The organism is Pseudomonas sp. SIMBA_041, from assembly GCF_046535095.1.
Lineage (GTDB): Bacteria > Pseudomonadota > Gammaproteobacteria > Pseudomonadales > Pseudomonadaceae > Aquipseudomonas > Aquipseudomonas mucoides.
The window spans coordinates 1-240 of sequence record NZ_JAWRXJ010000867.1 but is presented as its reverse complement, the minus strand read 5'-3'; the positions used below and the strand labels follow the sequence as shown (position 1 = coordinate 240).

1 protein-coding gene is annotated in these 240 nt (G+C 63.8%); it reads left to right on the top strand.

Annotated elements, in window-relative coordinates; genetic code table 11:
- Positions 1-53: 53 nt before the first annotated feature.
- Positions 54-240: aminotransferase class III-fold pyridoxal phosphate-dependent enzyme (locus tag SB725_RS33615; RefSeq protein ID WP_410923748.1), on the top strand; the 187-nt coding region annotated here is incomplete at its 3' end.

The window sequence follows — 240 nt, the reverse complement described above, 5'->3', positions numbered from 1 at the left end:
ATCCCTCCATCGCTCGCCAGTTTCAGGCGGGTGTTCCTCTTCAGGAGACTCCGATGTCCGTTGAGCAAGCTCCGGTGCAACGCGCCGATTTCGACCAGGTGATGGTTCCCAACTACGCACCTGCGGCCTTCATTCCTGTGCGTGGCGCGGGGTCCCGAGTATGGGATCAGTCGGGTCGGGAACTGATCGACTTCGCCGGCGGCATCGCGGTCAACGTACTGGGCCACGCCCATCCGGCCC